This is a genomic window from Microbacterium sp. Root61 (assembly GCF_001427525.1).
Classification (GTDB): Bacteria; Actinomycetota; Actinomycetes; order Actinomycetales; family Microbacteriaceae; genus Microbacterium.
The window spans coordinates 992700-1013306 of the sequence record NZ_LMGU01000001.1 but is presented as its reverse complement, the minus strand read 5'-3'; the positions used below and the strand labels follow the sequence as shown (position 1 = coordinate 1013306).

The 20607-nt window shown below is 66.4% G+C and carries 27 protein-coding genes; 15 read left to right on the top strand and 12 right to left on the bottom strand.

Annotation, left to right across the window (positions count from 1 at the left end; translation table 11 throughout):
• Nucleotides 1–109: 109 nt before the first annotated feature.
• The 4 genes from ASD65_RS04950 to ASD65_RS04935 are packed head-to-tail and all read left to right on the top strand — an operon-like array spanning nt 110 to nt 4118.
• Entirely contained in the window at nt 110–841 is a 732-nt protein-coding gene (locus ASD65_RS04950) for an ABC transporter permease (RefSeq protein WP_200948621.1), read from the top strand.
• Nucleotides 838–1611 (top strand): ABC transporter permease, encoded by a 774-nt coding sequence (locus ASD65_RS04945; RefSeq protein WP_056219280.1) that lies wholly within the window; start codon nt 838–840, stop codon nt 1609–1611. Before ASD65_RS04950 ends, ASD65_RS04945 begins: the two co-directional genes overlap by 4 nt.
• Before the next feature lie 15 nt (nt 1612–1626).
• Nucleotides 1627–2427 carry an ABC transporter ATP-binding protein gene (locus ASD65_RS04940; RefSeq protein ID WP_056219277.1) on the top strand — a complete coding sequence of 267 codons (801 nt, stop codon included), beginning with the start codon at nt 1627–1629 and terminating at the stop codon, nt 2425–2427.
• A 41-nt stretch (nt 2428–2468) separates the two neighbouring features.
• Nucleotides 2469–4118 (top strand): thiamine pyrophosphate-binding protein, encoded by a 1650-nt coding sequence (locus tag ASD65_RS04935; RefSeq protein ID WP_235566605.1) that lies wholly within the window; start codon nt 2469–2471, stop codon nt 4116–4118.
• Between the two features lie 17 nt (nt 4119–4135).
• Here the strand turns inward: ASD65_RS04935 and ASD65_RS04930 are convergent, their stop codons facing one another.
• Nucleotides 4136–4561 carry a DUF1801 domain-containing protein gene (locus tag ASD65_RS04930; protein WP_056219273.1) on the bottom strand — a complete coding sequence of 142 codons (426 nt, stop codon included), beginning with the start codon at nt 4559–4561 and terminating at the stop codon, nt 4136–4138.
• A 71-nt stretch (nt 4562–4632) separates the two neighbouring features.
• On the opposite strand from ASD65_RS04930, the gene ASD65_RS04925 reads away from it, so the two are divergent.
• Nucleotides 4633–5043, top strand: a complete 411-nt coding sequence (locus ASD65_RS04925) for a VOC family protein (protein WP_056224484.1) — start codon at nt 4633–4635, stop codon at nt 5041–5043.
• A 119-nt stretch (nt 5044–5162) separates the two neighbouring features.
• Nucleotides 5163–5597, top strand: a complete 435-nt coding sequence (locus ASD65_RS04920; RefSeq protein WP_056219270.1) for an iron chaperone — start codon at nt 5163–5165, stop codon at nt 5595–5597.
• 54 nt (nt 5598–5651) lie between these two features.
• Here ASD65_RS04920 and ASD65_RS04915 read toward each other — a convergent pair whose 3' ends face one another.
• Nucleotides 5652–6419 carry a hypothetical protein gene (locus ASD65_RS04915; protein WP_056219268.1) on the bottom strand — a complete coding sequence of 256 codons (768 nt, stop codon included), beginning with the start codon at nt 6417–6419 and terminating at the stop codon, nt 5652–5654.
• A gap of 51 nt (nt 6420–6470) precedes the next feature.
• The gene (locus ASD65_RS04910) at nt 6471–7217 is read right to left on the bottom strand and encodes a phosphotransferase (protein WP_056219266.1); all 747 of its coding nucleotides are present in this window, start codon (nt 7215–7217) and stop codon (nt 6471–6473) included.
• A 51-nt stretch (nt 7218–7268) separates the two neighbouring features.
• On the opposite strand from ASD65_RS04910, the gene ASD65_RS04905 reads away from it, so the two are divergent.
• Nucleotides 7269–7826: a putative immunity protein gene (locus tag ASD65_RS04905; RefSeq protein WP_056219263.1), complete on the top strand. Its 558-nt coding sequence runs from the start codon at nt 7269–7271 to the stop codon at nt 7824–7826.
• 19 nt (nt 7827–7845) lie between these two features.
• Here the strand turns inward: ASD65_RS04905 and ASD65_RS04900 are convergent, their stop codons facing one another.
• Nucleotides 7846–8127 (bottom strand): putative quinol monooxygenase, encoded by a 282-nt coding sequence (locus tag ASD65_RS04900; RefSeq protein ID WP_056219261.1) that lies wholly within the window; start codon nt 8125–8127, stop codon nt 7846–7848.
• A 67-nt stretch (nt 8128–8194) separates the two neighbouring features.
• On the opposite strand from ASD65_RS04900, the gene ASD65_RS04895 reads away from it, so the two are divergent.
• Nucleotides 8195–8617: a pyridoxamine 5'-phosphate oxidase family protein gene (locus ASD65_RS04895; RefSeq protein WP_056219256.1), complete on the top strand. Its 423-nt coding sequence runs from the start codon at nt 8195–8197 to the stop codon at nt 8615–8617.
• A gap of 145 nt (nt 8618–8762) precedes the next feature.
• Here the strand turns inward: ASD65_RS04895 and ASD65_RS04890 are convergent, their stop codons facing one another.
• From ASD65_RS04890 to ASD65_RS04880, 3 genes are all read right to left on the bottom strand, one after another.
• Nucleotides 8763–8975, bottom strand: coding sequence for a hypothetical protein (locus ASD65_RS04890; protein WP_056219254.1), 213 nt, complete (start codon nt 8973–8975; stop codon nt 8763–8765).
• Between the two features lie 10 nt (nt 8976–8985).
• The gene (locus ASD65_RS04885) at nt 8986–9312 is read right to left on the bottom strand and encodes a hypothetical protein (RefSeq protein WP_082561862.1); all 327 of its coding nucleotides are present in this window, start codon (nt 9310–9312) and stop codon (nt 8986–8988) included.
• Nucleotides 9313–9425: 113 nt separating this feature from the next.
• Nucleotides 9426–10211, bottom strand: a complete 786-nt coding sequence (locus ASD65_RS04880; RefSeq protein ID WP_056219248.1) for a nucleotidyltransferase domain-containing protein — start codon at nt 10209–10211, stop codon at nt 9426–9428.
• Between the two features lie 170 nt (nt 10212–10381).
• On the opposite strand from ASD65_RS04880, the gene ASD65_RS04875 reads away from it, so the two are divergent.
• Both ASD65_RS04875 and ASD65_RS04870 read left to right on the top strand, forming a co-directional pair.
• A complete protein-coding gene (locus ASD65_RS04875) occupies nt 10382–10972 on the top strand; it encodes a hypothetical protein (protein ID WP_200948620.1) in 591 nt (196 codons plus the stop codon).
• Complete coding sequence (locus tag ASD65_RS04870; protein WP_056219245.1) at nt 10972–12630, top strand: ABC-F family ATP-binding cassette domain-containing protein; 1659 nt, start codon at nt 10972–10974, stop codon at nt 12628–12630. The genes ASD65_RS04875 and ASD65_RS04870 overlap by 1 nt, the downstream gene beginning before the upstream one ends.
• Before the next feature lie 18 nt (nt 12631–12648).
• Here the strand turns inward: ASD65_RS04870 and ASD65_RS04865 are convergent, their stop codons facing one another.
• From ASD65_RS04865 to ASD65_RS04855, 3 genes are all read right to left on the bottom strand, one after another.
• Complete coding sequence (locus ASD65_RS04865; RefSeq protein ID WP_056219242.1) at nt 12649–12996, bottom strand: LysR family transcriptional regulator; 348 nt, start codon at nt 12994–12996, stop codon at nt 12649–12651.
• Nucleotides 12997–13161: 165 nt separating this feature from the next.
• The gene (locus ASD65_RS04860; protein ID WP_056219240.1) at nt 13162–13749 is read right to left on the bottom strand and encodes a hypothetical protein; all 588 of its coding nucleotides are present in this window, start codon (nt 13747–13749) and stop codon (nt 13162–13164) included.
• 109 nt (nt 13750–13858) lie between these two features.
• Nucleotides 13859–14455 (bottom strand): TetR/AcrR family transcriptional regulator, encoded by a 597-nt coding sequence (locus tag ASD65_RS04855; protein ID WP_056219237.1) that lies wholly within the window; start codon nt 14453–14455, stop codon nt 13859–13861.
• Nucleotides 14456–14570: 115 nt separating this feature from the next.
• Here ASD65_RS04855 and ASD65_RS04850 point away from each other — a divergent pair, with 115 nt between their 5' ends.
• From ASD65_RS04850 to ASD65_RS04840, 3 genes are read left to right on the top strand one after another with little or no spacing between them, the layout of a single operon-like run.
• Nucleotides 14571–15137 (top strand): flavin reductase family protein, encoded by a 567-nt coding sequence (locus tag ASD65_RS04850; protein ID WP_235566604.1) that lies wholly within the window; start codon nt 14571–14573, stop codon nt 15135–15137.
• Between the two features lie 4 nt (nt 15138–15141).
• On the top strand, nt 15142–16236 hold the full coding sequence (locus tag ASD65_RS04845) for an LLM class flavin-dependent oxidoreductase (RefSeq protein WP_056219230.1): 1095 nt from the start codon (nt 15142–15144) through the stop codon (nt 16234–16236).
• Between the two features lie 45 nt (nt 16237–16281).
• Nucleotides 16282–16614: a cupin domain-containing protein gene (locus ASD65_RS04840; RefSeq protein WP_056219225.1), complete on the top strand. Its 333-nt coding sequence runs from the start codon at nt 16282–16284 to the stop codon at nt 16612–16614.
• A 182-nt stretch (nt 16615–16796) separates the two neighbouring features.
• On the opposite strand, the gene ASD65_RS04835 is transcribed toward ASD65_RS04840, so the two are convergent.
• Nucleotides 16797–17615, bottom strand: coding sequence for an SDR family oxidoreductase (locus tag ASD65_RS04835; protein ID WP_056219222.1), 819 nt, complete (start codon nt 17613–17615; stop codon nt 16797–16799).
• A 245-nt stretch (nt 17616–17860) separates the two neighbouring features.
• Between ASD65_RS04835 and ASD65_RS04830 the strand changes: the two genes are divergently transcribed.
• Entirely contained in the window at nt 17861–18631 is a 771-nt protein-coding gene (locus ASD65_RS04830; protein ID WP_056219219.1) for an SDR family NAD(P)-dependent oxidoreductase, read from the top strand.
• A 114-nt stretch (nt 18632–18745) separates the two neighbouring features.
• On the top strand, nt 18746–20245 hold the full coding sequence (locus ASD65_RS04825; protein ID WP_056219217.1) for an APC family permease: 1500 nt from the start codon (nt 18746–18748) through the stop codon (nt 20243–20245).
• A gap of 141 nt (nt 20246–20386) precedes the next feature.
• On the opposite strand, the gene ASD65_RS04820 is transcribed toward ASD65_RS04825, so the two are convergent.
• Complete coding sequence (locus ASD65_RS04820) at nt 20387–20572, bottom strand: DUF1918 domain-containing protein (RefSeq protein ID WP_056219214.1); 186 nt, start codon at nt 20570–20572, stop codon at nt 20387–20389.
• Nucleotides 20573–20607: the final 35 nt, after the last annotated feature.

Below are 20607 nucleotides of genomic sequence, written 5' to 3'. Positions count from 1 at the left end.
GCCCGTCCGCCCGCTCCGCGCGAAAGTCGACGAGGAGTCCGCCCTTCGACGCAGCGACGGCATCCTCGCCAGAGTGTGGCTACGGGTGAGTTCGCTCGGCGGCGCGCTCGTGATCATCCTGGTGCTGGAGCTGGTGACGCGACTGGAGATCCTTCCGTCGCGTTACCTGCCCCCGCCGAGCGTCGTGATCGGTCGCCTCTTTGAGCTGCTGACCGAGCCGGTTGCCTGGCAGGCGATCGGGATGACGCTGCTCGCCTGGTTTCTGGGCCTCCTGATCGCGGCGGTGGTGGCTGTACCCCTCGGCCTACTTCTCGGGACGAGTGAGCTCGCCTATCGCGCCACTCGGCCGATAGTGGAGTTCCTGCGGCCGGTCCCCTCCGTGGCGTTGATCCCGGTCGTGTTCCTCATCTTCAAGCCCGGTTCTCTGGAGGGCACCGTGTTTCTCGCGGCGTTCGCGGCGACGTGGCCGCTGCTGGTTCAAGTTATCTACGGGGTGCGGGCGATCAACCCGGTCCAGATGGCCACCGCGCGATCGTTCCAGATCGGCGGCGCGCAGACCTTCCTCCGCGTGGTGCTCCCCGGTGCCACACCGTATTTGTCGACCGGCCTGAGGATCTCCTCATCGGTCGCGTTGATTCTGGTGGTGACCGGGCAGATCATCATGGGCGCGCCCGGAATCGGAATGGAGATCAACCGTGCCCGCGAAGGTGCCGATGTGCCCCTCATGTATGCCTACGTGATCATCGCGGGAGTGTTGGGGCTGCTGCTCAACTCCGTCTTCGCAGCGATCGAACGTCGTGCCTTGCACTGGCACGCCTCACAGCGGGTGAGTGTGCGATGAGGCTCAAGAATGGTGTCTACGTCGCCGCGGAGATCCTCACCCCGATTCTCGTCGTCCTCCTGATCCTCTGGTTGACCAACGCCGAGCCGAGCTTCTTCCTGCCCCCGCTTCAGGATGTGTTCGTCGCCTTTGCGGACAATTGGCTCTTCGCGCTCGTCCCGACTGAGCTCGTCCCCAGCCTCTACCGGCTGTTCTCCGGGTACGCGATCGCGGTCGTCGTCGGGGTAGGCGCCGGCATCCTGATCGGGAAGAACCCGCGGATACGCCGCCAGGCCGATCCTGTGATCGAGTTCGTCCGCGCCATCCCACCGCCGGCGCTGCTTCCCTTCACCCTGATCGCCTTCGGCACGGGAGACGAGGCGAAGATCATCCTGATCGCCCTGGTGTGCGTGTGGCCGATCCTGTTGAACACGGTCGACGGCATCACGGGCGTCGACGCCACGCTGCGTGAGACCGGCCAGAGCTACCGGATCGGTCGCTGGGACACCCTGGTCCATGTGGATCTGCGCGCGGCGAGCCCGCAGATCTTCGCCGGAATGCGTGCCGCTCTGCCGCTGGCACTGATCATCATGGTCATCAGCGAGATGGTGGGCGCCACCAACGGGGTCGGGTTCGTCATCGTGCAAGCGCAGCGGACGTTCGCGATCGCCGATATGTGGTCCGGGATCATCCTGCTGGGCATCCTCGGATACCTGCTCAACCTCATCTTCACCGTCGTCGAGCGACGGGTCCTTGCCTGGCACCACGGCGCGCGCGCCCGAGTCCACTGACTTACGGAGTCCAACATGCTCTCTCTAAAGAACGTCACCAAGCGCTACGGCGACGCCGGCACCGGCACGCTCGCCGTGCAGGATCTCACGTTCGAGATCGGCGGCAACGAGGTGGTCACGATCGTCGGGCCATCGGGCTGCGGCAAGACGACCGTGCTGAAGCTCATGGCCGGTCTGCTGGAGCCGACGAGTGGTTCGATCACGATCGACGGCGATGCCGTGACTCGGCCGCCCAAGCAGATCGCGCTCGTGTTCCAGGACTACGTGAACTCGCTCTATCCGTGGATGACCGTGGAGCAGAACGTCGATTTTCCCCTCACCCGCAAGGTGCGCGATCGGACAGCACGACGCGAGCGGGTGATGACGGCGATCGAATCGGTGGGACTCATGGGTTTCGAGAACCGATACCCGTGGCAGCTGTCCGGCGGAATGCAGCAGCGAGTCGCGATCGCCCGCGGGCTCGCCTATCAGCCGCAGATGCTGTTGATGGACGAGCCGTTCGGCGCGCTCGACGCGCAGACCCGGGCGGACCTGGAAGATCTCGTTCTGCACGTCCGTGACACCTTCGGCATCACCATCGTCTTCGTCACTCACGACATCGACGAAAGCGTGTACCTCGCCGATCGAGTTCTCGTGATGGGGCCCCGGCCCACCTTCATCGAAGCGGATCTTCCCGTCTCGCTGCCCTCGCCTCGAGACCAGATCGAGACCAAGGAGCTGCCCGAGTTCGCGCGCGTGCGCAGTGACGTGTACCGGCGAATCCGTCGATCCAGCGAACTCATGCGCACGGGCGGCAACAAGACGGTGACGGCGTGAGTCACGCGGTCGAATCGACAACCGAGGACAGGGAGCAGCGAATGGCGACGGAGACGATGACGGTTGCGGAAGCGGTGGGACGCGCGCTGGCAGAACGGGGCGTAGCCCACGTGTTCGGCGTGGTCGGCAGCGGAAACTTCCAAGTCACCCATGGCCTCGTCGCGGCCGGCGTGGAATTCACCGCCGCCCGGCATGAGATGGGTGCCGCCTGCATGGCGGATGCCTATTCGCGATTGACCGGTCGCGTCGCCGCGGTCAGCGTCCACCAGGGGTGCGGGCTGACGAATGCGATGACGGGCATCGGCGAAGCCGCGAAGTCCCACACTCCGATGCTGGTCCTCACCGGCGACACCGCCGTGGGCCAGGAGGTCGGGAACTTCGTGATCGACCAGGACGCGCTCGTCGCGTCGGTGGGCGCGATCCCTCGGCGCATCCATTCCGCGGCGACGGCGGTCTCCGAGGCAATCGCCGCCTATGACATCGCGGTTCGCAACCGCGCGACGGTCGTGCTGTCGCTGCCGGTGGATCTGCAGGCCCAAGCGTGTCCGGCGCAGCAGGCGATCGCGCCGGCGACGCGGATCATCCCTGCGGGGGCATCCGCGGAAGCCATCGCCGAGTTGGCGCGGATCCTCGCGGATGCCGAACGCCCGGTCATCCTCGGCGGCCGCGGTGCACGGCACGCAGGGGCTCAACTGCGCGCTCTCGGTGCGCAGATCGGAGCGATTCTGGTGCCGTCTGCCGGTGCTCGCGGCCTCTTCTCGGGCGACGAATGGGCGCTCGATGTCATGGGCGGGTTCGCGACACCCGGCGCGCGGGAGATCATCCAGGAAGCGGACGTGCTGCTGACGTTCGGGGCGGCGCTGAACCAGTGGACCGCCCACCACGGCACGCTCACCGCCCAGCCGACTGTCGTGCAGATCGACGACCAGCTCGAGGCGTTCGGGAAATACCGTGACGTCACGGTCGGCATCCTCGGTGACACAGCGGCGGTCGCTGCCGCGGTCACAGAACTCCTGGCGTCCGGCGGCGAAAGTCGCGTCGGATTGCGAACCCCCGAGACGGGCGAGCGCATCCGCCGCATCCGCTACTGGGCGGAGAATCTTCCCGAAGAGCGGGAGCAGCCTGGCCGCATCGGCCCTGGTGCCCTCACCGCCGCGCTCGATGCGATGCTGCCGGAAGAGCGCGTCGTCGTCCCTGACGGCGGCAACGTCAACATCTATCCCGGAGCATTCCTCCGCGTACCGGACGAGCGCGGCTTCGTGATGCCGCTGTCGTTCCAGGCCATCGGCCTGGGGTTGGCCAGCGGTATCGGAGCGGCGATCGCCCGTCCCGACCGTATGGCCGTCGTGGGCACCGGGGACGGCTCCTTCCTGATGGGCGCCGTCGAACTCGACACCGCGGTGCGCGCCGGACTCGGGATGGTGGTCGTCGTCTACAACGACGATGCGTACGGTGCCGAGGTTCACCTCTTCGCTGACGAGCCGGAGAAGCACGGCATCGTTCGGTTCCCCGATACCGACATCGCGGCCATCGCGCGGGGATGGGGATGCGACGGTGTCACGGTGCGCTCACTCGACGACCTCGCCGGTGTCCAGGCCTGGCTGGACGGCCCGCGAGACCGACCCCTTGTCATCGACGCGAAGGTGATCGGCGACCCGTCGCCGCTCATGGCCGAGAACCTGGCGCACTGAGTGCGCCACGGTGCGCGTCAGTGCGTCTCGTACGGGTTCGGTTCGGCGAGTGCGCGCTCCAGCAGAGCGCGTAGCGAGTCCCGGTTCACGTCCGTCAACCGCGTGATGTAAAGACACACCGTGCTCGCACGGTGTTTGCCGAGGTCTGCCATGAGTTCGGGCCATCGCTGCGAGAAACCCTCGGGAAGGTAGATCGTGTGCTGCTTCGGCCCGGGGGCGAACGCGAGACGGGGAGAGCGGCCGGTGCGTCCGCTCTCGTAGCGGTACTCGTACTCCCCGAAGCCGATGATGCGGCCGGCCCACACGACCGGGGGCTCGCCGCTGACCTCGGCGAAGAGCGTCAGCAGCTCGTCGGCCTCGGCGCGTCGGGGCCCTGTGGCGCGATCGATGACGATCGAGATCGGCAGGTCGGACGGCGACATCGCGGGCTGCTTCTCGGCCATGGGATCTCCTTCGGATGGTGCGCACGTTCAGCGTACTGACGGCGTCCCGGGCATCCGCAATACTGGGCGGCATGGCCGTCTTCGATCATCTCGGCATCACCGTCGACGACCTGCCGCGCGCCGTCGCACAGTTCGACGCTGTCTTCGCGGCCCTCGGATTCACTCGTTTCGACGCGGACAACGGAGCCTCCTGGCAGCGAGAGGGTGAGCCTGAGTTCATCGTGTTCGCGGCTCGTGAACCCGGCACGGGGCCGCACAGACATGGACGCGTGGGCTGGCAGCACTTGGCCCTCGCCGTCGATTCGCCGGACGAAGTCGATCGTCTGCATGCGATCGCCGTCGATTCCGGGTGGACGGTGGTGCGTGCGCCGAAGAAGTACCCGCGCTTCACCGATCGCTACTACGCGTCTTTCGTCGAGGACGCCAGCGGCATCCGGATCGAGTTCATGTTCAACCCGCCACGCGAGGCGGCGGCGGACTGATCCACCCTCAACACGCTGACAGATCGATCAGGATCGGAGAAGTGGACCGGGCCCGTTTCTCGTAGCGTGTGTTTCGAGGGGTCGAAGCGACCCGCTGCGTACCGACGGAGGAGCATCAGATGGCTGAGAAGACCGAGGGACTGTCCAAGGAAGAGCGCGACGCGGTCAAGCAGCGGGCTGCCGAGCTGCGCGCGCAGGAGAAGGCCGGAAAGTCCCGCGCGGCGGGGGAGCAGGCCGTCCGCGAGGCGATCGCCGCACTGCCAGACGACGACCGAGCGCTGGCGGAGGGCATCGATCGCATCGTGTCCGAGGTCGCCCCGCAGCTGGTGCCCAAGACCTGGTACGGCTTCCCGGCCTACACCGACGCCGACGGAAAAGTCGTGGTGTTCTTCAAGGCCGCCTCGAAGTTCACGACGCGCTACGCGACGCTGGGGTTCGAAGAGTCCGCCCAGCTCGACGACGGCGACATCTGGGTGACGTCGTTCGCGCTGCTCAAGCTGACCCCCGAGGTTGAGAAGACGATCGCGGACTACATCCGACGCGCCGCGGGCTGACCTCGAGGGGCGATCATCGGATGAAGCCGGTCTGGAGCCTTCTGCCGGCGGAAGTCAGGGAGTCGAGCCCCCGGCATCCGCGATCCACACCCCGACTTCGTCGCCGCGCAGCACGAAGCGCACAACGCTGTCGATGGCGAGGTCGCCGACGAGCGCGGACCGTACTTGGTCTCCGACGCGCAGGTCGATCGATGGCTGCAGAGGAGCGGGCGTGCAGCCGACCTGGAACACCCCGTCACTGTCGGATCGAACGAGTAGGCAGGTCACGCCGGACGGGCTCGTCGCCGACCACACCGAGAGCTCACGGAAATCCGCGAACGGCTGCAGACGGGAGCCGACCATGCCGAAGGAAGCGAGGTCGACCTGGTCGATCAGGTCTTGACGTTCCTGCGCTGTCGACTGTGTCGCGGCCAGCACGATGTCACCCCGAGGAGTGAACAGCGCGCTGGCCGCCCACCCGAGAGCGATGATCGCGGCGACCGCAACGGCGGTGCCGGTGAAGGGCGACGCCTGGCGTCGGTCTACGCGCTGCGACGAATCATGGCGGACCGGATCGAGCAGCTCATCCGACTCGACGACGAGCGTCTCCTGGGTCGGCCGCTCCGCCATGAGCTGGCGGGTGGCGGTGCGTTCCGCGGAACCCACCTCGACGCGAGAGACGACACCCGAGAAACGGGCCGCAGGGTGCAGCGCCGCTTCCAGCTCGTCGAGACGCTGCAGCGCCATCGGGTCGGCGTCGATGTCGGCGTCGAGCCCGTACGCCCGACGTCTGAGCACCTCGAGCTCACGGATGAGCTCTGGCGGGATCGACGACGCGTCCACGACTCCATCATCCTCCCGCTTCCGGCGGTCGGCCAGGGGGCGACCGAACGGCTAGGCGAGTGCGGTCGCCCACACCCGGGCGTGCTGCGCGACATAGGCCGCTGCGGTGCGCCAGTGCTCGCCGTGTCCGCTGCGGTACATCGATCCCCACGGCTCGCGTCCGGAGGCATCGGAGGCGCGCAGGAGGTCATGCATGGCCTGTGCGCGCTGCGCCATTGCCGCGGGGAGCGCGATCCTCATCTCTGCGTCGGCACCGTAGCCGTCCACGAGCGCCGCGAGTCTGTCACCGGCGGCCGGGGGTGGTTCCGACACGTCGTTCAGAGTGAATGCCTGGGCGGCATACGCGAGGTCCCACAGTCGCGTGCTCGGACCCGCGCCATCCCAGTCGATGAAGACCCAGCGCGGTCCCATGATGAGGTTCCAGGGTGCGAGGTCGTTGTGGCACAGGAGATCCGCGTCCGCGACGGGAATCAGCGTGTCCCACGCGGCGTCCGTCCTGATCTCGATGCCTTCGCTGGCGTCATGGATGCGGCGGATCATTCCGCCGATTCTCGCGAAGTCCGTCACGGCCAACGGCATCGTCTCCATGGCGGGGCGTCCGTCGATGAACTCGATGATCCGACGCCCCTGCTCGTCTCGACCGAGCGGCGCAGGGGCATCGACGCCTCGGGCGCGTAGCAGGCGCACGTAGTCGTTCACGGCCGCGGTGGATGCCGTCCACGGCTTGCGCACCGTCGTGCCGATCCTGACCACCGCGTCCGTGGCGTTGCCGCCTTCGAGAGCCCGTTCGTCATCCATCACGCATCACCGTATCGACATGGCACGCCCTCGAGGTGCGAGGATTCTCGCGTGCCTTCTCCCCAGTCGCTGAGTGAAGCCGATCGACGTCTGGTCGCGGCGTGGGCGGCGGATTGCGCCGAGCGGGTCTTGAGGCTGTTCGAGACGGATGCTCTGACCGACGACCGTCCTCGCGAAGCGATCACCCGTGCCCGGGCGTTCGCGCGGGGTGAATTGGATGCCGCAGGGGAGATCCGACGGCGTTTCGTCGCCGGCCGCGCCGCACATGCGGTCACTGCCCCTGCAGCCGTCGCGGCCGCCCGGGCGGCGGCACAGGCCGCCGGGGTCGCCCACATGGGCGCGCACGCACTGGGCGCTGCCGCGTATGCCGCGAAGGCCGCCGCGCTCGCCGCCCCGGGCCAGCCCGGGGCGACGGACGAGGAACGCTCCTGGCAGCTGGCGCAGATGAGCCCCCAGGTGCAGGCGGCGCTCCAGCGGCTGCCACCGCTGGGTGAGGACTCGTCCGGTCCGCTCGGTGCCGGGCTCCTCGCCTCCGGGGCGTTGGGAGCGCACATCCGGGCGATCCAGGCCGTCATCGGCAGCACGCCGGTCCCGAACGACGACCGGTAGCAGGCTACCGGGGGAGCGCTCAGTCGATCCCGTCGACCGTGTAGCGACGCTCGATGCCTGCCGTTTCGCGACCCCAGTCGCTGGTCGCGGCACGCTGCTGATGCGCCCGAAATGCCGTGGCATCCCGAAAGCGCTCGGCGACCTGCCACACGAGCGGGTCGTCCGTCGGCGCCACCTCGAACGAGAGGCATCCGTCCTCAGCGCGCGTCGACAGTATGTGAAGGGGCAGCTGTCGCACGACGATCGCGACCTGCGCGGCGCTATCGCAGACGAGCTGACCGCTGAGACGAACTTCACCCATAGCGCCATCCTGACAGCCAGCGGCGGCCGATCGCGAACTCCGAAATCCGATCGGCTAGGCTCCCCGCGTGGAACAGGGAGAACTGATCGAATTCGTCCGCACGCACGGCGACGCGGTTGTCGCGACCGTCGGGGCGGACGGTCATCCGCACGCCTCGTACGTGAGCATCACCGCGACGGACAGAGGTGAGCTCGTCTTCAACGCGCGGCGGGGATCCCGGACCGTCGCGAATATCGCGCAGCATCCCGAGGTCGCCGTCGTGGTCGGCGGCCGTGAGCTGTTGACGCTGCAGTGCGAGGGTAGGGGCAGCGAACCCGAGGAGACGGACCGGGATCGCTGCGTGGCCGCCTATGTCGACGCGTTTCCACAGTTCGCGGCCTCATCGACGATGCCGGGAATCGTGTTCATTCGCGTGACGGTCGCCCGCGCGCGGCTCAGCGACCTCCGCTCACAGGCGCTGATCGCGTCCGAGTGGGCCGGTGCTTTCTGAGAGTGGCAGCTCCCGCGCGTTGCGCGCGGTACACTGGAGGGGATAGGCGGACTCTCATCCGTCTCGCCCCGGCCGCGTGGTAACGGTCGGGGCTTCTTCTTTCCCTGGGATGCTCGGGATCCGGGCCGCGCGATCGTCTCTGGGCTCAGACGCTGGCGTCGACCCAATGCACGGGCAGGAACGGGCCGTAGACGTAGATGATCTTGTCGTTCTTCCGCTCGATCTCGATCGTCCCCTGACCGGCGGTCATCGCACGGAGGATCTGTGATCGGACGCTCTCCCACGTGTGCGCTTCATCGAAGTGGTACTTCGCGTGGTACGGGGCGGTGCCGACGTAGAGCGTGACGTTCGTTGCCATGACAGGCACCCTACGCGTCGACGCCGTCGAATTCACGCCGGAGGTAGCGCGGCGCCTGAACTCGCCACGCCTCCGTGACGAGCTCGGCGAGGTGATCGTCGTCGATGCTCGCCATGCGGAACGCGATCTTCGGCCCACCCCACGACGTCGTGGGGTGCAGGAAGACATCCGGAGCCATCTGCACGAGTGCGAGTGCTTCCAGCTCGTCGCTGAGCTTGACTCCGACGACGAGCTCGGCGGCGATGATCTCGCGCATGTCGGCGGGGATGCTCGGCCACGGGTGGCATTCCCATGCGTAGAGCTTGTTGCGCACGAACCAGGCGGCTCCGCCGGTCATCGCACGCTCCTCGCTCCCGGGGAGTCCCGCGACGGCTCTGCGGAGATCGTCGAGAGTGGCCACAGATCGAGCGTATGCCGCGCCCCCGACACGACGCTCGCCTGCAACGCACGTCAGCTGATGCACGAGGTGAAGAAGCGGTTCGCGAACTCGCGGACTTCCTGTGGGTCCTTCTGCGGCATCGCGGTCTCAAAATGCTCGGCGGCGAGCATCTCATCGCCGACGAATCGATGGAGGATGGTGGGAGCGTCGCCGGTGCCGAGCTCGCGAGTGACGGCCTTGGCGGCGATCAGGTCCGACGCGGCGTCATGCACCGAGCGCGGAACGCTGCTCTCCTGCAACAGCGTCGGGAGATCCATCGGTGGCACGGCTTCGTCGGGATGGACGGCGAGCCAGCGCAGCGCGATAGCCGGCCGCAGCACGTAGAAGAACCGTTTGAGCGTGGGTCTTCCGGCCTGCTGCCGGCGCGCGACGTGAAGGTAGTGACGGCCGATCGCTCCTCGTTCGACGACATGCCCGGCAAAAGACAGCAGGGCATCTCTGAACGCGGCATCCCCCGAGTAGACGATCGGCGATCGGAGCCACTCGATCGCTGTGGCGTTGCCCTTGGCGATCAGCTTGATCACTTTCGCCAGGTCCCAGCCGTTCACGTCGAAAGTAGCGTCGAGCGGGGTGTCGAGGACATCGCGGGACGGCCATAGATCGAGATAGCGCTCGCGGCCGCGTACGAAGATGAACCGGCAGTCGTAGTCGCTGTCGGGCGAGGGGAATCCCCACGCGCGACTGCCGCTTTCGATCGCCCACGGAATGCGCACCGCGTGATCGATGGTCAGAGCGCGGAGACGGCGGTCGATCTCGGCGACGACGGTCGGATCGAGAGAAGTGGGAATCTCGCGCATCGCTCGACCCTATCGCCGTGCATGTCCGTCGGCGGGACCCGACAGGGGGCGGCGAAGCGTGATCACGCGCACCGCTCTATACACTCGGCAACGGCGCGATATCGCGTCCCGAAGGAGTCGCCGTGAGAGGTCCGGGTTCGTCGACGGCGCTTGCGGAGAATGGACCGCGGATGATGCATGAGGTCGAGAGTCACCCCGCGGATGCCGCATCCCGTCGTCGCATAATCGTGATCCGCGTCTCGTTGGCGATCGTCATCGCAGGCCTGGTCGTGAGCGGCGTGACCGCGTTCCCGTTGCGGGAGGAGCTCCTGCTCGCACGGGATGTGCTCCTGCGGACCGCCATCGGGGCGACCTTTCCCGAGTTGGCCACGTGGGTGCAGCGCGTCGCAGAAGGACTCGATGCGACCCACGCGGCCTATCCGTTCATCGCCTATGGAACCGACTGGCTGGCGTTCGCGCATCTGGTCATCGCCGTCGCGTTCCTCGGCCCGCTGGTGGATCCGGTGCGCAATGTGTGGGTGACGATCTGGGGCCTCATCATGTGTGTGGGCATCATCCCGTTGGCGGTGTTCGCCGGTGCCGTGCGGGGGTTCCCGCTCGGCTGGCAGCTCATCGACATCTCGTTCGGAGTGGTGGCAGCGATACCGCTGACGGTCGCGCTCGTGCTCACGTGTCGGTTGGAGCGGTCACGTGAGCGAGTCGTGGCCGATGACGTGCCGGTGCGGCAATCCGCCGCCGCCGCCGATGACAAGATTGACTGATGACCGCAACTCTCGTGGCCCAGGGCCTGGCCGGCGGGTACGGCCATCGCACCCTCTTCGACTCGCTCGATCTGACCGTCGCTCCGGGCGATGTGGTGGGGGTCGTCGGGGCTAACGGCGCGGGAAAGTCCACGCTGCTCCGCCTGCTCGCCGGCATCGATGAGCCGCAGGCGGGGACGATCAGGCTGTCGCCCGCCGACGCGTTCGTCGGGTGGCTGCCCCAGGAGCACGAGCGCGTCGTCGGCGAGACCGTGGCCGAGTACATCGCCCGTCGTACCGGGTGCGCGGAGGCGACGAGAGACATGGATGCCGCGGCATCCGCCCTCGGTGATCCGTCGCTCGCCGCACCGGGCCTCGATCCGGCGGATGTGTACTCGAACGCGCTGGATCGCTGGCTCGCCAGCGGCGCGGCCGATCTCGACGAGCGCCTCCCCGTCGTGCTCGCCGACCTCGGGCTCGGTGGCGCAGACGTCGAGACGGCCCTGATGACCTCGCTCTCCGGTGGGCAGGCGGCCAGGGTCGGCTTGGCCGCGTTGCTGCTCTCGCGGTTCGACATCGTGCTGCTGGATGAACCCACCAACGATCTCGACCTCGACGGCCTCGAACGGCTCGAAGCCTTCGTGCGCGGGCTCCGCGGCGGGGTGGTGCTGGTCAGTCACGACCGCGAGTTTCTCGCGCGCTGCGTGACCCGGGTGCTCGAGCTCGACCTGGCGCAGGGCTCGAATCGGGTCTTCGGCGGTGGCTACGACTCGTACCTGGAGGAGCGTGCGACGGTCCGCCGCCATCAGCGCGAGAAGTACGACGAGTTCGCCGACAAGAAGGCCGATCTCGTCTCGCGGGCCAGGGTGCAGCGGGAGTGGTCGAGCCAGGGCGTGCGCAACGCGATGAAGAAGTCTCCGGACAACGACAAGATCCGGCGCAAAGCGGCCACGGAGTCCAGCGAGAAGCAGGCCCAGAAGGTCCGCCAGATGGAGAGCCGGATCGCGCGCCTCGACGAGGTCGAAGAGCCGCGCAAGGAGTGGGAGCTCCAGTTCACGATCGGTGCCGCGCCGCGCTCGAGCTCTGTCGTCTCGACCCTCAGCTCGGCGGTGTTCACCCAGGGATCGTTCGCCCTCGGGCCAGTGTCGCTGCAGGTCAATGCCGGCGACCGCATCGGGATCACCGGACCGAACGGTGCCGGCAAGTCGACGCTCCTGCGTGCGCTGCTCGGGACCCAGCTGCCCACCGAGGGCACGGCGAGTCTCGGGGCCAACGTCTCGATCGGCGAGATCGATCAGGCGCGCTCGCTGCTGGCGGGATCGCAGCCTCTGGCGACGGCCTTCGAAGAACTCGTCCCCGACATGGCCGCCGGCGAGGTCCGCACGCTCCTCGCCAAGTTCGGGCTCAAGGCCGATCACGTCACCCGCCCCGTCGACGAGCTCTCACCGGGGGAGCGCACGCGGGCGGGCCTCGCCCTGCTGCAGGCGCGTGGGGTGAACGTGCTGGTGCTCGACGAGCCGACGAACCACCTCGACCTGCCGGCGATCGAACAGCTCGAGCAGGCGCTGGAGTCCTACGAGGGAACGCTGCTGCTGGTGACCCACGACCGGCGGATGCTCGACACAGTGCAGACCGACCGGCGCTGGCGGGTCGACGCGGGCATCGTCACCGAGCTGTAGCGGGACGGATGCCGCGGCCTAGCGGCCCTGGCGCTTCTTGTACGGCTTCGGCTGTCCTTTGACGGCCGGAGTGCGGCCCTTGCCCTTCGAAGCCTTCGCCTTGCCGCCGGCCGGAGCCACTGTCTTGGCCGCGGGCGGGGGTGCCGCGGCGATCCGCTCCTTGGCCTCCACGAGCAAGAGCTCCCCGGTGTGGGTCAGTCGCGTTGTGGCGCGATCGCGCACGAAGAGCGGGTGCCCGATCTCGGTCTCGAGCTTCTCGATCGAGGAGTACAGCGCGGCGAGCGGGATGTCGAGTTCCTGTGCGGCACGCGGAAAGTGCAGCTCCTCGGCTACTGCGACGAACCGTCGGAGCAGGGTGATGTTCACAAAGAGCCTTTCGTCGGCCCGCGCTGATCGCGGCCGGTCGGCCCGGCTCGCGGGCCTCACCTACCGTACTCCAGACAGCTGGGGGACTCCCCGCCGACGACCGGTCATGCCCGGGCGAACGCAAAGGCGCCCGTGTCTGTCGACACGAGCGCCTTCACGAAGCTGTTACTCCCAGGACCAGCTGGCGAGCACCGAGCCGGCCACCGCATCACGGTCGGCGACGGAGACGGTCGGGCTGAAGGAGAACGTCACGACGTACGTCTGTCCGTCGGACGTGACGTAATACTGCTCGATCTGGTACGTCGCACCACTGGAACTCAGGCCGGCCGACAGGTGAGCCGACTCTTCGCCGCCGAGCGTCACGCGGTCGCGGACGGTGACATCTGTCGCCCCCGCTCCCTCGAGCTCCTCGACGCCTGCGGTCTCGACCAGCTCCGGCGTGACGTTCGTGGCGGGGGACAGGATGACGTTGACATTGTCGGAGAACCCGTCTTCGACATCGGTCATGTCCGCCGCAAGGGTGTCGGCGTCGCTCGCGCCCGCGGCAGCTGCGGCGTCGGCCCAGCCCTCCGGAACGGCGTAGCTGTAGCCGGTGCCGACGATGCGGTCACCGGTGGCGGCCGTGTAGGTCTCCTCGATCGCTTCGGCGGAGGAGTCCGAGGAAGGGGTTTCAGTCGACGGCGTGCTGGAGCAACCGGCGAGGGTGAATGCGGCGACGACGGCCAGGACAACGGCTCCACGAATTCGAGACATCCGTCAAGCCTATCCGGCCGTGGTCGCTCCTCGATTGGGTGGTGACGGCGCGGACGACGAGGCGACGCGGCGATTCATCCTCGTATGTCGGGAATGCAGACCGAGTCGATCACAACGTCAGATCCAGCTCTGCGAGATCCACGCCCTCGCGAATGCGAGGCTGCTCCTGCTGCAGCACGAGTCGGAGGAGAGCCTCTCCCTGTTCGACCTTCTCGATCGACCCGCCCATGACGAGCTGTACGGCCAGTCCTTCCCACGCGGCCTCAAGCTGTTGGGCGACGGTCGGCGAGTACAGACGTTCGATCGATGCACGCGTCACCTGGGACCAGTTCGCCGCCAGTTCGTGGTAGTTCGAGTCTCGGACGGTCTGGGCGTAGAGCTCGTACAACAGGATGCGGTCGTTTTTGTCACCGTGTTGGGCGGAGATGATGCTGACGGCGGCCTGCAGCACGTCTTCTTCGGTCTTCGCGCTCAGGAATCGTGCCTCCCACTTGGCGCTCATCCGCGAGACCCAGAGTGAGAACGCCTCCAGCAACAGCTCGTCGATGCTCGCGTAGTGATAGCTCGTGACGCCGAGCGCGACGCCCGCCTGCTGGGCAACGCGTCGATGCGTCACGCCCCGCACCCCGACATCGGCTGTGACCTGGAGCGCAGCCTCCATCAGGGCGACGCGAGTCGCCTCGGAACGCTCATTGTTCCGCGCCATTCATGCCTCCTTGGGGGAGTCGGCCCCCGCCGTGTCTGTCTGCAGTCTATTTCGAACGATCGAACCTCGAAACGACACTCGATCTTCGCGGAGGTCAATGCTACAGTCTGAACAATTGTCCAGATTCAACGAAGGAGTTCCCATGGTTGCAATTGAGCATCCGCTGGTCGATTCGTTATCGATGCGCCAGGCGCTGGGTCATTTTCCGACCGGCGTGGTCGTCATCACGTCCATGCACAACGATGTGCCGGTGGGGATGACACTGCAGTCGTTCGTGTCCCTGTCGCTTGATCCGCCGCTCATCCTCCTGTCGGTCGCGCGATCATCGACGACCTGGCCGCTGATCGAAAGGTCGGGCCGCTTCGTCGTCAACGTGCTGGCGCAGGAACAGGATCTGGTAGCCCGTCAGTTCGCGCGATCCGGTACCGACAAGTTCGCCGGAGTGGACGCATTCCACGTCAACGGACTGGGCGGTTCTGTCATCGCCGGGGGAGTGGCGTGGATCGACTGCAGTGTTCAGGACGAGTTCGACGGAGGGGATCACATCATCGTCGTCGCCCGAGTGCTCGGTCTCGATTGCCCATCGCGCAACGGCGAGGTCCTACCTCCGCTCGTCTTCCACAAGTCGGGCTTCCAGACGCTCGCTGCGCCCGCATCCCCCGCCACTCAAGAGAAAAGGTAGCTCCATGAAATTCGGCATCTTCAACATCCCTTACGCCTCGCAGTATGCCGCGGGCAAGCGCACTGTGCGCGAAGTCATCGACTGGGACCTCCAGCTGACCAAATGGGCTGACGAGTACGGCATCGACGAGGCGTTCTTCGCCGAGCACTACACGCTGGGCGGTGAACCGAGTCCGGCGCCGGACGCGATGATCGCGGCGGCGTCGCAGATCACCACCAACATCACGCTGGGGGCCGCCGCCCACCTTTTGGCTTATCACAACCCCGTCGCCTTGGCTCACCGGATGATGTGGCTGGACCACATGACGGGCGGTCGCTACATCGCCGGCGTGGCCCCGGGCGCGTATCCGAGTGATGCCCAGCTCTTCGGGACGGGCAAGGACAACCCCAAGATGATGGTGGAGGCTCTCGACATCCTCGAGGCCATCTGGAACAAGACAGGTCCTTTCAAGATCGATGGCGAGTTCTTCTCTGTGGACATGCCTGCATACAGCGAGGACATCGAGGGCCCGCATCTTCGTCCGCTACAGGCAGGCGGGATCCGCCTCATGATGACGGGGATGCAGGCGAAGTCGCCCACCCTCACGGAGGCGGGGAGGCGTGGCTGCATTCCACTCAGCCAGGAAGTCCACGAATCCGTCCTGGTCCAACACTGGGAAACCTATGCCACCGCAGCTGTGGAGGCTGGGCACACACCGGACCGCGCCGACTGGCACATCTGCCGCGACATCTTCGTGGCCGACACGGACGAAGAAGCTCGCGACAAGGTGCTCAACGGCGCCATGGGCACCCTGTGGCGCGACTACAACATCCCCACCTTCGTGGAGAAGCTGCACATCGGCGACCTCCTTTCGGGCGGGCAGATCGCTCCCGAGGAGCTCTCGATCGAGTGGATGCTGGACAACTTCCTCATCGTCGGCTCTCCGGAGACCGTCGCAGCCAAGGTCGAGGCGCTCTACGACAGCGTCGGCGGATTCGGGAGCCTCGTCACCTTCGCCCACGAATACCAGGACGATGCGGATTCGTATCGCCGCAGCTTCGAGCTGCTCGGCCGCGACGTTTCGCCTCGGCTCGCGCACCTGACCGGTTCGACCAAGTAGCACCCCACCCACGCGGGATCCGTCCCGGAGTCAAGGAGAAACACCATGTCCAGCATTCGCAAGTTCGACCCGAAGACCATTGCTGTGGAGTCCAAGCCGCGCGATGACAGCGACGCCCAGGTGTGGGCGAATCGCTTGTACACCAGCGCCGACGAGAAGCAGTTCCACGGCGTATGGCAGGCCGCTCCCGGCGTGCACGCCAATCTTCCCGGGCAGGAGACGGTGGTCGTGCTCGAAGGGCGCGCCACCGTGACCGGTCAGAACGGGGCGAGCATCGACGTGGCGGCTGGAGATCTCGTGTTCGTCGACGCAGGCGAGGTCGCGACGTGGACCGTGCACGAGCAGCTTCGGAAGGTCTTCGTCATCAACACCCCATAGGGCTATCGAGGATGCGGGGTGTCCGGCCGATCGGCCGGACACCCCGTTGTCGGCGGGCGTGAGCCTGTTCAGTGGGCATGCCGAAGAGCCGGTACTCGAGGGAGGCCGGCTGTGGGGGATGCCGTCGTTGTCTCGCGGGTGGGGTCTGTCCGTCGTGGGCGGACCCCACCCGCGATGGCCGGCTACTTCTTCCGGTTGAGGATCATGTGCCCGCCATCGACGGGGATGACGGCCCCGGTGACGGTGCGCGACAGCGACGAATTGAGGAAGACGGCGGCATTGGCCACCTCGTCCGGCGAGATGAGGTCGATGCCGTCGAGGGCGACGAAGTCCTGGGCGTACTCGATCAGGTGCTGCGGGGTGCCGGCGCCCTCCTCACCGGCGAGGAGATCGTAGAAGGCCTGGCTCTGCACCATGGCGGTGTCGATGAGTCCGGGGGCGATGCCGTTGACTCTGACACCGAACGGGGCCAGCTCGAGTCCGACATACTTCAGCAGGCCCAGGATCCCCGTCTTCGAGACGCCGTAGGCCGTCGAATCGACCTCGGGGTCGTAGCCGTCGACTGATGAGATCATGACGATCGACCCCCCGTCGTTCTGCCGGATGAAGTGCGGGGCCGCCGCCTTGGCCGTGCGCCACGCTCCTTTGAGATTGACGTCGAACACCGCGTCCCAGTCGGATTCCGAGGTCTCCCAGAAGGGCGCGCTCCGATGGATGCCGGCATTGAGGATCACTCCGTCGATTCGCCCGAAAGCGTCGACGGCGGATTGGAACGCCGCGTCCAGCTCTGCCTGGTCTGTCACGCTCACGCGCAGCGGAAGGCAGGCTCCGCCGTAATGCTCGACCAGCGCGATCGTGGTCGCGAACGCCGCCGAATCGAGCGGAGCAAGATCGAGCAGCACCACGTCAGCGCCTTCGCGGGCCGATGCGACGGCGTGCGCTCGGCCCTGTCCGTTCGCTCCGCCGGTTATGACGATGACTTTCTCATCAAGCAGTCCCATGAGGCATCCCATTCTCGTTGAAGTATCTGGACGTTTGTCCAAATACTGACTTGATGGGAATCCTAGGCTTCCGTGCCGCGCGGCCGCAATCCTCTCCATCGGGTGCGAATCGTGTCCACCCTCCTGCGGCCGAGCGTCTTTCGAGACTGTTCGACGCTTGCCATTGACGCCGTCGTGTTTCTGCTCTTATAGTGACCTCACATTGAACAAATGTTCAGATTGGTTTCGAACTCGAAGGAGTCACGATGGCGTTCACGAATCGACTGCTCGGGCGCATCGCCTACGTCTCCGGCGGCGCCGGCGGCCAAGGCGCATCGCACGTGGAGCGACTCGCGCAGGAGGGTGCCATCGTCGTCTTCGGCGATGTGAGCACGAACGCGGGGTTGGAAAAGCAGAACGCTCTGCGATCTGCAGGCCTCAACGTAGAGTTCATCACCCACGACGTCCGATCGCTCGAACAGTGGATTGCTGTTCATGACCTGATCGAAGCGCGCTTCGGTCGGCTCGACATCCTCGTCAACAACGCCGGCGTTGTCGACATGCGCGGTGCTGAGGAAGCGACCGAGGAAACGTGGCAGCGAACGATCGACATCAATCAGAAGGGCGTGTTCCTCGGAATCAAAGCCCTCGTGGACCTGCTTCGAAAAGGCGTCAGCCCATCCATCGTGAACACCGCATCGATATACGGCATCATCGGTGCGCCGGACTACATCGCGTATGTGGCCTCGAAGGGGGCCGTCGCCTCGATGTCCAAGGCCGCGGCGCTCACCTACGGTCCCGACGGCATCCGGGTGAACAGCATCCATCCCGGCTACGTCGAGACCCCCATGCTCCGCGAGGAGTTCGCCGCGCTGCCCGAAGGCTCCAGAGAAGCCGGCCTCAGTGCTGTACCTCTTCGACGATTCGCGGCAGCCGAAGAGATCTCCTCCGTGGTGGCTTTCCTTGCGTCCGATGACGCGTCATACATCTCCGGATCCGAAATCGTGATCGACGGCGGGCTCTTGGCCGGCCGCTGATCCCCGACGGGCGCGTGCCCGTCGACCCGCACCACCCTGCACCACCGCGTCGTCTCTCGTTTGGCAGTGTCGCCTTTCCAGTTGATGCTGTCCTGTATCAAAGGACAACCCGAAATGATCAACGCTGAATCCGCGGAGCCGAGGCTCCCGATCACACTCCTCGCGTCGGCCGACGCTCCGGGCCGACCGGGGGAGCAGCTTCAAGGGAAGATGGGCACGCTCAAGCTCATCCTCACCGTTCTCGCCATGTCTGCACCACTCGGCGCCGTTGCCGGAGTGATGCCACTCGTCATCTCGGAGGGCAATGGTGCGGGAGCGCCGGCCACCTACTTGGTCATGGGCGTCATCCTGATGCTGTTCGCCGTCGGGTTCACGACCATGGCACGCAACTTCCCGCGCGCCGGCGCGTTCTACGCCTACATCACTGGGGGCCTCGGAAAGCCCTTGGGCCTGTCGTCGGCGTTTCTGGCGCAGTTGGGCTACATGACGTTGCTCGTCGGCACCTACGCGTTCTTCGGTGATCAAGCCGAAGTTCTGATGACCTCGCTCTTCGGATTCTCACCCGTTCCGTGGTGGGGCTGGGGAGCGGCGCTCTTCGTCGCAGTGACGATGCTGGGCCATTTCAATGTCGAGCTCTCCGGCCGTGTGCTCAGCGTCATGATGGTGATCGAGGTCTGCATCGTCCTCATCTTCAACATCCCGATGCTCGCGACGGGCGGACCGCAGGGGTGGCAGGTCGAGTCCTTCACGCCGGCCGCCTTCACTTCCGGCTCGATCGGACTGGCGATCCTGTTCGCGAGCGCGACATTCCTCGGCTTCGAAGGCACTGCGATCTACCGCAACGAGGTCAGGAACCCCGACAAGACGGTCCCACGGGCGACCTACCTGGCCATCGGCTTCATCGCGGTCTTCTATGTGTTCTCTTCGTGGGCCCTGGTCACGTTCTACGGGACGGACAACGTCGTCGCGGTCGCCCAGGAGAACCCGTCCACCATGTTCGCGTCAGGGCTGTCGTATTTCGCCGGGCCGGTCGTCGCCGAGATCATGACGTGTCTGGTGGTGACCAGCCTGTTCGCTGCCACGCTCTCCGCGCACAACCCGATGGCGCGCTACACGTTCGCCTTGGCGCGCGACGGCGTTTATCCGGCGATTCTCGGACGCGTCCACGGCACGCACAAGTCGCCCGCAATCGCGTCTGCCGTCACCTCAGCGCTGACGCTCGTCATCATCGTGCCCTTCATCCTGGCGGGCGTGGGGGCGGTCACGTTCTACTCCTGGATGTTCGGGCTCGGCACGTACGCGCTCCTCCTGTGCATGGCGATGGCCTGTCTCGCCGTCATCGTGTACTTCCGTCGCGTGACGCATACCGAACGACGATGGAACACGATCATCGCCCCCGCACTGGGGTTCGTCGGCCTCGCAGTGATGCTCGGAATCAGCAGCTTCTACTTCCCGCTGTTGATCGGAGGAGATGTCGTGCTCGCGGGCATCTTCCAAGGGTCCGTCTTCGCACTGATCATCCTGGGCATCGTTCTCGCCCTTGTCTGGCGCCGCACTCGACCCAGCGTCTACTCGCGGATCGGCGGCGAAGAGGACACATCCACGCTCGCTTGAGCGGAACAGGGCTCGAGTCCAGGCCCGCAATGGCCTGGACTCGAGTCCTGATGCGGACTGGCGGTGAGATCGATGGTGCTTCGGCTGGTGGCTGAAGCCGGCGCTGCACGGTCGCAGAGTGGTTCGGCGACACCGCGAGGCTCAACTCACGTGCTGAATCTCGCAGTCGGACCCGGGTGCGAGGAGTGCCTCGTGGCCGTCGTCGTAGCGGACCACGAGCAGCGGATCCGCATCCGTGCCGCGCACCTCGATGACCACTCCGTCATGCTCTGCGGAACCCACGGTGCGTCCGTGGACGCGGACGCGATCGCCTACCTGTGCGTGCATCTTCGCTCACCTCAGGCTCAGGATAGCCCTCGCCC

Excerpts from the sequence above, each read along its gene's own strand:
- ASD65_RS04945 (WP_056219280.1), top strand. The coding sequence starts at position 838 with ATGAGGCTCAAGAATGGTGTCTACGTCGCCGCGGAGATCCTCACCCCG.
- ASD65_RS04940 (WP_056219277.1), top strand. The coding sequence starts at position 1,627 with ATGCTCTCTCTAAAGAACGTCACCAAGCGCTACGGCGACGCCGGCACC.
- ASD65_RS04935 (WP_235566605.1), top strand. The coding sequence starts at position 2,469 with ATGGCGACGGAGACGATGACGGTTGCGGAAGCGGTGGGACGCGCGCTG.
- ASD65_RS04930 (WP_056219273.1), bottom strand. The coding sequence starts at position 4,561 with ATGGCCGAGAAGCAGCCCGCGATGTCGCCGTCCGACCTGCCGATCTCG.
- ASD65_RS04925 (WP_056224484.1), top strand. The coding sequence starts at position 4,633 with ATGGCCGTCTTCGATCATCTCGGCATCACCGTCGACGACCTGCCGCGC.
- ASD65_RS04920 (WP_056219270.1), top strand. The coding sequence starts at position 5,163 with ATGGCTGAGAAGACCGAGGGACTGTCCAAGGAAGAGCGCGACGCGGTC.
- ASD65_RS04910 (WP_056219266.1), bottom strand. The coding sequence starts at position 7,217 with ATGGATGACGAACGGGCTCTCGAAGGCGGCAACGCCACGGACGCGGTG.
- ASD65_RS04900 (WP_056219261.1), bottom strand. The coding sequence starts at position 8,127 with ATGGGTGAAGTTCGTCTCAGCGGTCAGCTCGTCTGCGATAGCGCCGCG.
- ASD65_RS04890 (WP_056219254.1), bottom strand. The coding sequence starts at position 8,975 with ATGGCAACGAACGTCACGCTCTACGTCGGCACCGCCCCGTACCACGCG.
- ASD65_RS04885 (WP_082561862.1), bottom strand. The coding sequence starts at position 9,312 with ATGACCGGCGGAGCCGCCTGGTTCGTGCGCAACAAGCTCTACGCATGG.
- ASD65_RS04880 (WP_056219248.1), bottom strand. The coding sequence starts at position 10,211 with ATGCGCGAGATTCCCACTTCTCTCGATCCGACCGTCGTCGCCGAGATC.
- ASD65_RS04875 (WP_200948620.1), top strand. The coding sequence starts at position 10,382 with ATGATGCATGAGGTCGAGAGTCACCCCGCGGATGCCGCATCCCGTCGT.
- ASD65_RS04870 (WP_056219245.1), top strand. The coding sequence starts at position 10,972 with ATGACCGCAACTCTCGTGGCCCAGGGCCTGGCCGGCGGGTACGGCCAT.
- ASD65_RS04860 (WP_056219240.1), bottom strand. The coding sequence starts at position 13,749 with ATGTCTCGAATTCGTGGAGCCGTTGTCCTGGCCGTCGTCGCCGCATTC.
- ASD65_RS04855 (WP_056219237.1), bottom strand. The coding sequence starts at position 14,455 with ATGGCGCGGAACAATGAGCGTTCCGAGGCGACTCGCGTCGCCCTGATG.
- ASD65_RS04845 (WP_056219230.1), top strand. The coding sequence starts at position 15,142 with ATGAAATTCGGCATCTTCAACATCCCTTACGCCTCGCAGTATGCCGCG.
- ASD65_RS04840 (WP_056219225.1), top strand. The coding sequence starts at position 16,282 with ATGTCCAGCATTCGCAAGTTCGACCCGAAGACCATTGCTGTGGAGTCC.
- ASD65_RS04835 (WP_056219222.1), bottom strand. The coding sequence starts at position 17,615 with ATGGGACTGCTTGATGAGAAAGTCATCGTCATAACCGGCGGAGCGAAC.
- ASD65_RS04830 (WP_056219219.1), top strand. The coding sequence starts at position 17,861 with ATGGCGTTCACGAATCGACTGCTCGGGCGCATCGCCTACGTCTCCGGC.
- ASD65_RS04825 (WP_056219217.1), top strand. The coding sequence starts at position 18,746 with ATGATCAACGCTGAATCCGCGGAGCCGAGGCTCCCGATCACACTCCTC.
- ASD65_RS04820 (WP_056219214.1), bottom strand. The coding sequence starts at position 20,572 with ATGCACGCACAGGTAGGCGATCGCGTCCGCGTCCACGGACGCACCGTG.